Annotated in this window: 6 protein-coding genes and 1 pseudogene; 4 read left to right on the top strand and 3 right to left on the bottom strand. The window is 36.9% G+C overall.

Annotation, left to right across the window (positions count from 1 at the left end; translation table 11 throughout):
• Positions 1-58: 58 nt before the first annotated feature.
• Positions 59-1390 carry a hypothetical protein gene (locus J582_RS07375; protein WP_227556622.1) on the top strand — a complete coding sequence of 444 codons (1332 nt, stop codon included), beginning with the start codon at positions 59-61 and terminating at the stop codon, positions 1388-1390.
• A 487-nt stretch (positions 1391-1877) separates the two neighbouring features.
• On the opposite strand, the gene J582_RS07380 is transcribed toward J582_RS07375, so the two are convergent.
• A complete protein-coding gene (locus J582_RS07380; protein WP_017392975.1) occupies positions 1878-2849 on the bottom strand; it encodes an NAD(P)H-dependent flavin oxidoreductase in 972 nt (323 codons plus the stop codon).
• Positions 2850-3133: 284 nt separating this feature from the next.
• On the opposite strand from J582_RS07380, the gene J582_RS07385 reads away from it, so the two are divergent.
• Positions 3134-3943, top strand: coding sequence for an enoyl-CoA hydratase (locus tag J582_RS07385; protein WP_017392976.1), 810 nt, complete (start codon positions 3134-3136; stop codon positions 3941-3943).
• 65 nt (positions 3944-4008) lie between these two features.
• Here the strand turns inward: J582_RS07385 and J582_RS07390 are convergent, their stop codons facing one another.
• Positions 4009-4854: an IclR family transcriptional regulator gene (locus tag J582_RS07390; RefSeq protein WP_032047645.1), complete on the bottom strand. Its 846-nt coding sequence runs from the start codon at positions 4852-4854 to the stop codon at positions 4009-4011.
• Positions 4855-5040: 186 nt separating this feature from the next.
• A complete protein-coding gene (locus tag J582_RS07395; protein WP_032047647.1) occupies positions 5041-6258 on the bottom strand; it encodes a CaiB/BaiF CoA transferase family protein in 1218 nt (405 codons plus the stop codon).
• Positions 6259-6589: 331 nt separating this feature from the next.
• Between J582_RS07395 and J582_RS07400 the strand changes: the two genes are divergently transcribed.
• A complete protein-coding gene (locus tag J582_RS07400) occupies positions 6590-7741 on the top strand; it encodes an acyl-CoA dehydrogenase family protein (RefSeq protein WP_032047648.1) in 1152 nt (383 codons plus the stop codon).
• Between the two features lie 61 nt (positions 7742-7802).
• Positions 7803-7999, top strand: a pseudogene (locus J582_RS07405) (MFS transporter); the annotation flags it as partial.

Consider the following 7999-nt stretch of genomic DNA (forward strand, 5'->3'; position numbering starts at 1 on the left):
TATTGGTTTAAAACATGGGGATTCTTAACAAATAAAGCTACTACATTGAGTATCTATAATGGTTAAACTTTATCAGGAAAAAATTAATAATACAGAACCTACATTTCTTCCTATTCCGAATACTATATTAAAAGATATACATCTTAAGGATCGTCAATGGTTCACTAAGTTAGTTCATCTTGAGGAAGTTTATCCATATCTAGAAATTATTTGGAAAAATCTAGATTTTTTATTTTCAAAAGAGATTAGAACTACGCATAACAATCTATTATGTGCTATTTCTGAAAATCAGTTTACTAATGATAAAGATTTACTAAGAAAACCAAGTGAATATATAAATTTATTAAAAAATAAAGCTTATTATCAATTTTTTTATACTCAATTTAGCCCTTTATTTAAGACAATTGGTAGTTGGCTTACAGGTATCTCCTCAATCAATTATGCATGGAAAGAAGAAGGTGGAGTATTGCTTAAAATTCATGCAGATATGGTTGGGAGTGGAAATATTTCTCATGGTTTGTCTCATCAATTTGAGTTAGATGCCAGTACGGTAGACTTAATTTTCCCTGATGTATTTAATAATACTTTTACACAAAATCTTAACATTCAGGAGTATGCATTTAATCTACCAGTATTCCTACTCAGTATTGCTCAATTTCCTGAAAAATTATATCCAGAGTCTTTAGGCGTTAATTTAGCAATGGCCCAATATTTAGATAAATTAAGCTTAATTAACCAATATGAAAAAAGTATTTTTAGCAATTTAAAACATAGAAATTTTACTAAAATTTCCATTTTAGCAATTAATCAATATATTAAATATAATAACACATTAGACAAGATTAATAATGGCTATAATACAACCATTAATATTATTAGAAAATTTGAATATTCTCTATTTTCAGATTTAGTAGATTCTAAAAAATTTAGCAATAATACAGCCATGTTATCTTTAATACAGAAGCTAGGAAAATATGGTCATGGATACCATAAGCGTGGCAAGATATCTGACAAACCAATTGACGATTGGCTTATTTCAGATAACTTTTCTCCAAACCAACTTCTTAATGCTTTAGCTTCTTCCAGATATATATCACCTGGACAACCTGATAAAAGTACTTTTGTAAAACTTATCAAAAATCCTAAAGGTGCAATGTTTGGTGTATTTTCAGAACAAGATATTGAGATAGTAGAAACATGGATTAAAGATTTAGCTAATCAAGATATTACACAAACTAATTTTCTTGTTAGTAATAGTAATAACAAGATTAATTCGGTACCTATTAAAGATTTGGATGAAAAAATAATAGCTCCAACAATGGAAACTATTATTAGCTGCTCATGGAGCATCTCTAACATTTATTCTCCAGCCCTTATCACATTGGTGTAGAGAGTTTCTTACCCAAGAAGAAGATGCTGTATTCCATGCTATAGAAAGTTGTCCAAATAATTTCTATCGATTATTCAGTGGAGTATTAGGGAAAGAAGTTCATATCCCATTCTTTAATCATATCCAAAATAGAGCTAATGGCATCCCTTGTTTTGACATGAATGAACTTTTAAAAGATTCTCCAGCATTTAAAGACACAATTTTTGTTGACCGAGTACATTTTAATGACCTCGGTAATGACCAATTAGCACAAATTATTTCAACAAAAATATATAAATGACTTACAAAGGAGATAAAGATGAGAATCATCAAAAATATTTTGAGTCTATTTAAACGCAAGAAAAAGAAAAAAGGAGGTTCTATCTATCCATTACGTTAAAATAAATTCTATAAAATGAAAAAATTCTTTAATAGAATTCGTAAAATAATGCCCATTTAATTTATAAGATGGGCATTTTAACAATCATATGTAAAATAAATAAAAATCCTATAAAAGCCCTGATAAACGTCCGCAAATAATATCTTCTGCTTCTTTGACAATCCGGCTAACCAGTTCATCGCATGTCGGAATATCATGGATTAAGCTTGCCACTAAACCGCATGACCATGCACCTGCATTAACATCGCCCTCAATCATGACTTTTGGATAGACTCCCGCAACTTCTTCAATAATATCTTCAAACTTAATGTTATCGCCTAGCGCTTTTTCTTTTGCCACAATTTTTTCAACAGCAGCATTATTCATGACACGTTCTGTATTTCGCAAAGCACGCATAATTAAACGCGTATCTCTTTCAGTTGCATTCAAAATTGCTTGTTTTACATTTGCATGTACGGGAGCTTCCTGAGTGGCAATAAAACGGGTGCCCATATTAATTCCATCAGCTCCCATCGCTAAAGCAGCCGCGAGTGAGCGTCCATCTGCCATACCACCTGAGGCAACAAATGGGATGTCTAACGCATCAGCTGCTAAAGGCAATAAAATCATATTTGGTACGTCATCTTCACCCGGATGCCCACCACACTCGAAACCATCTACAGAAACTGCATCACATCCAATTTGCTGCGCTTTTAAGCTATGTCGAACCGAAGTACATTTGTGAATTACTTTAATACCAGCAGCCTTTAAATACGGCATGACCTGTTCAGGATTACGTCCTGCTGTTTCTACAATCTTGACTCCACCTTTAATGATTGCCTCTACAAAACCCGGATAATCAGGAGTATTCACCGTTGGTAAAAAGGTTAAATTCACCCCAAAAGGCTTGTCGGTCATTTCTCGGCAACGTGCAATTTCTTTTGCCAGATTTTCAGGTGTACGCTGAGTCAGGCCAGTGATAATACCTAATCCACCCGCGTTCGAAACTGCAGCCGCAAGCTCTGCAAAACCAACATAATGCATACCACCTTGAATAATTGGATGCTCGATTTCAAATAGTTCTGTAATTTTAGTCTTCATATTCTTTCCACTCACCGTTCTATAACTAGCTTCTCATTTCCTTAGTAGAGCTAGATGCTTATTTACGCATAAATCCTGTCATCATTTAAAGTGACTTAAGATAAAAATTTCACAATACAAAATTTTATACCACAATATAAAACAAAATAATTGATAACGGAATTAGTTTTCGATAGCATTATTTTAATAAGTTTAAGTTTTAGACAGTACGTCATCTGAAAAGTATGAGCTTCCACCAACTGAAAGCAGATATTTTTCAAATAGTTAATTTAAAGGAATAAATGATGCAACAGGACAATGTAACTCAAAGCGAGCTTAAAACAGGTACAATTCAGGAGCATTTTGATAAAAATATACTAACGCTCACCATGAGTAACCCCACTAAAAAGAATGCAATTAATTATGAAATGTATACGGCTTTAAGTCAGGCATTAGATAAGGCTGCAACCAATCAAGATGTTCATGTGGTTATACTTACTGGCAAAGGTTCGGCATTTACGAGTGGAAATGACGTTAATGCTTTTGAAAAACGTGATACCACCACTTCAGAACCACCCGCTTCGATTGTTTTTTTAAAAAGCTTAGCAACATTTCCAAAACCGATTATTGCTAAAGTAAATGGTGTGGCAATTGGCATTGGCAGCACTATGCTTCTACATTGCGACCTTGTGTATGCAAGCCAAAACTCTATTTTTCAGTTCCCCTTTGTGAATTTGGGACTTGTACCCGAAGCGGGTTCAAGTTACATCTTGCCAAGATTATTGGGTTTTGCTCGAGCTTCGGAACTTATTTTACTGGGTGAAAAGTTTTCGGCAGACCAAGCAAAAATTTATGGTTTGGTAAATGAGATATTTGAAGCAACTGAGCTGGATCAAGTGGTTGAAGACGTAGCCATTAAACTCGCTCACAAACCAAACCAAGCCTTACAGCTCAGTAAAAAGTTACTAAGAGATATGCCAATCGATGATCTACTCAATCGTATTGATCATGAGTCGACTATTTTCTCGCGTTGTTTACAGGGTTCCGAATTTAAAGAAGCATTAAATGCTTTCAAAGAAAAAAGAACACCGAACTTCCATAAGCAAACAGCCTAAAACCCACCCACTAAAAAGCCAGCCTTGAAAAACAAAGCTGGCTTTTATAAATGAATCAAATACGTTTAGCTAATCTCGGTACGAATATTATTCACCATGTGTAAAAGACGAGGTGCAATATCTTCTTCGAGTTTTTCACGGTTCATAATAAAGCTTGGACCACCACAGTTAAATACCAACAAACCATGTTGTTCATGAATGAGTGGAACCGCAACCGAGTTAACGTCTTTATGCCATTCGCCAATTGAAAAACAATAACCAAAATCTTGGTAGTCTTTAAACGCTTTGTCTAGATCACGGTTAATTTTGATCCAGTCTTCTTTGTGCTTGTTACGAATCGCATTAAGCAAGAACTCTCTTTCATCTTCTGGCATGGCAGCTAAACATGCACGTCCCATCGAACTTAAATGAATCGGTAAATACGTTCCGACTTGACGGCGCATGGTCATATTGCCTTTGCCTTGCACCACGTCAAGATAAATCATATTGAGTCGATCACGTGTTGCCATGGCTACAGCAGCGCCAGCATAGTCTGCCAAATTTTTCATATATGGATGAGCAATAGAGCGAATCGACACGTTAGACAGCATCGAATAACCAAACGCAAGAACTCCTACTGAAAGCTGAAATTTGCTTGAGTTAGGTACTTGTTTGATATAGCCCAAACGCGACAAGGTATGTGTGAGGCGAGTAATGGTTGGTTTTGGCAAACCTGTCATCTGAGCAAGCTCTTGATTGCCCAAATGCTGATGTTTAGGCGTAAAACAACGTAATAGCTCTAAACCACGTGCTAATGCAGTAATAAATTGGCGATCATTTTCATCCTGCATATCTTCAATCGGATGTAATAATTCATGCCTTAAAGGCGCTAATAATTTTTCTGTCGGTTCTGCATCAACTGCATCGTTCATTGTCATACCAATCCATATTTTGTTTCGCACTGCGAAAATTATAATCTATTTTTTCTATAAATAGCAAAAGAGCAAACATCCGAGTCTGCATCTAAAAGATAACTTCATTTAACTCATTAAAGCGAAAGATTAAATATTTTATTTTCTGATTTTAAATATAATTTTAACCTTCCGCTTTTAAATCAATTACCCAATTACGCCCTTTTCTTTGAGCTCAGCTAGTTTTTCAGGAGAAACTACTCGACCTAAAACCGACTGCGTATGTTCACCCAACAATGGAGGAGCTGTTTTGTATTCAACAGGCGTTCTAGAAAGTTTGATTGGCGAGCCAATTACCTTCAATTTCTCACGTTGAGGATGGTTCATCTCGACTAACATTTCTCGGGCAATCACTTGTGGCTCTTGAAAAGCTTGTTCCAAGTTATTAATCACACCAACGGGAACTTTAGCAGCATAAATTGCATCTACCCATTCATCTGCTGTTTTTGTTAAAAAGTGTGTTTGTAAAATTCCGATAATTTCATCACGATGCTTGATTCGGTCCGCATTTCGGGCAAAACGCGCATCATTTGGTAAATCGGGTAAACCAATACTACGACAGAGTTGAATAAACTGAGTGTCATTTCCACATGCAATAATAAAATCACGGTCAGAAGCTTTGAACACTTGATAAGGCACAATATTAGCGTGTGCATTGCCATAACGCTTAGGAATATTTCCTGATGACAGATAGTTCATTCCCTGATTTGCCATTGTGGCAATTTGAACATCAAGCAAAGCCATATCAATGTATTGGCCTAAACCTGTCACATGTCGGTTGAGTAAAGCAGCCTGTATGGCAATCGTTGAATAAAGTCCCGTGGCTAAGTCAGAAAATGCAACGCCTACTTTTTGTGGACCCCCACCCGGCAAATCATCACGCTCACCTGTAACTGACATGAGTCCGCCCATACCCTGAATAATAAAGTCATAACCGGGCTCTTCTGCTCTTGGGCCAGTTTGACCAAAACCAGTAATCGAGCAATATACCAGTTTAGGATTAATCGCAGATAAAGACTCGTAATCCAAACCGTACTTTTTTAAAGACCCTGCTTTGTAGTTTTCAATCACGACATCGGTGTCTTGAATGAGGGCTTTAATCAATTCTTGGCCATCAGGACTGGCAATGTCGATGGCAACCGATAATTTATTATGGTTGGTAGACTGATAATAAGCGGCTTCTTGAGTGTCTTGGCCTGAGTCATCTTTCATCCAAGGTGGTCCCCAAGAACGGGTATCGTCACCAACTTTCGGTCGTTCAATCTTGATTACTTCTGCGCCTAAATCGGCAAGAATCTGCCCACACCAAGGTCCAGCCAACACCCGACTTAAGTCAAGTACCCGAATTCCATTTAAAGCACCCATCTTCATTCCACTATATTTTGTGACTTATTTCCTATAAGAAAACTTATCCATTTAAAATTTCGCATAGCGATATATTTTTTTAATATACACAGCTCATTTGAAAAATCAAACTTTAATTTTCCACTAAAAATAATGATTTTTTATAAGAAAATATAGCTTAAATAAATCAATATATTAGCCAAACATAAATCAACAACAAAGTATCGCATTGCGAAATTAATTTTCAAAATATATTGTTTTGCGTTCATCCTTTGATTACTATCGCTTCAAATATTGGTGATTTTACGAACATCACATTGATGTTTTCTGCATGTAGTAAAAGGACGAGACTATGATTCGAGATCAGGAAACCTTAAATCAATTTGTTGATATGATTCGACAATTTGTTGAAGGTGTATTAATTCCTCATGAGAATGAAGTCGCTGAAACGGATGAAATTCCTCAAGATATTGTTGAGCAAATGAAAGCTCTCGGCTTATTTGGTTTAACCATTCCTGAAGAGTACGAAGGTCTTGGACTAACAATGGAAGAAGAAGTCTATGTGGCTTTTGAATTAGGTCGTACCTCTCCTGCTTTTCGCTCTCTCATTGGAACCAATATTGGCATTGGCTCAAGTGGCCTGATTATTGATGGGACCGAAGCACAAAAATCATTTTTCTTGCCACGTTTAGCACGTGGTGAAGTGATCAGCTCTTTTTGCTTAACCGAACCGGACGCAGGTTCTGATGCGGCATCTTTAAAAACCAGTGCAGTAAAAGATGGCGATTTTTATGTGTTAAACGGCACTAAACGCTTTATTACCAATGCACCTCATGCTGGTGTATTTACAGTCATGGCACGCACAAACTTTGACATTAAAGGTGCTGGCGGCATTTCTGCCTTTATTGTTGATAGCCAAACTCCAGGCATTTCTCTTGGCAAACGCGATAAAAAAATGGGACAAAAAGGTGCCCATACCTGTGACGTTATTTTTGAAAATTGCCGCATCCCTGCTTCGGCACTCATTGGCGGTGTTGAAGGTGTTGGTTTTAAAACGGCCATGAAAGTACTCGATAAAGGCCGTTTGCATATTGCTGCCTTGAGTGTCGGCGCAGCAACACGAATGCTAGATGATTCTTTAAATTACGCCATCGAACGCAAGCAATTTGGACAACCGATTGCCGAATTCCAACTCATTCAAGCCATGCTTGCCGATTCAAAAGCTGAAATTTATGCAGCTAAATGTATGGTCTTAGACGCTGCCCGCCTACGCGATGCGGGACAAAACGTTAGCACGGAAGCTTCTTGCGCAAAAATGTTTGCAACCGAAATGTGTGGCCGCGTTGCTGATCGCTGCGTACAAATTCATGGTGGTGCGGGTTACATCAGTGAATATGCCATTGAACGTTTTTATCGAGATGTTCGTCTGTTCCGTCTCTATGAAGGGACCACTCAAATTCAACAAGTGATTATTGCCCGAAATATGATTCGCGCTGCGTCTTAATCAAATTTAAAGCACTTCAAAACGACTTGAAGTGCTTTTTATCAAATGTAGGTAATGGATTATGGCTACAAATTACAAAGAAGGTCTTTCTCGTATACAGCCTCATACGTGGAAAATAGCATTTATTTTTGCATTTCTGGCACTGTTGGTAGATGGTGCAGATTTGATGCTGCTGTCTTATAGCTTAAATAGTATTAAGGCAGATTTTGGATTAAGTTCAGTACAAGCAGGTATGCTTGGCAGTTTTACATTGGCAGG

The organism is Acinetobacter sp. 1566109 (assembly GCF_000582255.1).
GTDB classification, from domain to species: domain Bacteria; phylum Pseudomonadota; class Gammaproteobacteria; order Pseudomonadales; family Moraxellaceae; genus Acinetobacter; species Acinetobacter nosocomialis.

Coding starts and splice junctions, on each gene's coding strand:
- J582_RS07385 (WP_017392976.1), top strand. CDS start 3,134: ATGCAACAGGACAATGTAACTCAAAGCGAGCTTAAAACAGGTACAATT.
- J582_RS07390 (WP_032047645.1), bottom strand. CDS start 4,854: ATGAACGATGCAGTTGATGCAGAACCGACAGAAAAATTATTAGCGCCT.
- J582_RS07400 (WP_032047648.1), top strand. CDS start 6,590: ATGATTCGAGATCAGGAAACCTTAAATCAATTTGTTGATATGATTCGA.
- J582_RS07380 (WP_017392975.1), bottom strand. CDS start 2,849: ATGAAGACTAAAATTACAGAACTATTTGAAATCGAGCATCCAATTATT.
- J582_RS07395 (WP_032047647.1), bottom strand. CDS start 6,258: ATGGGTGCTTTAAATGGAATTCGGGTACTTGACTTAAGTCGGGTGTTG.
- J582_RS07375 (WP_227556622.1), top strand. CDS start 59: ATGGTTAAACTTTATCAGGAAAAAATTAATAATACAGAACCTACATTT.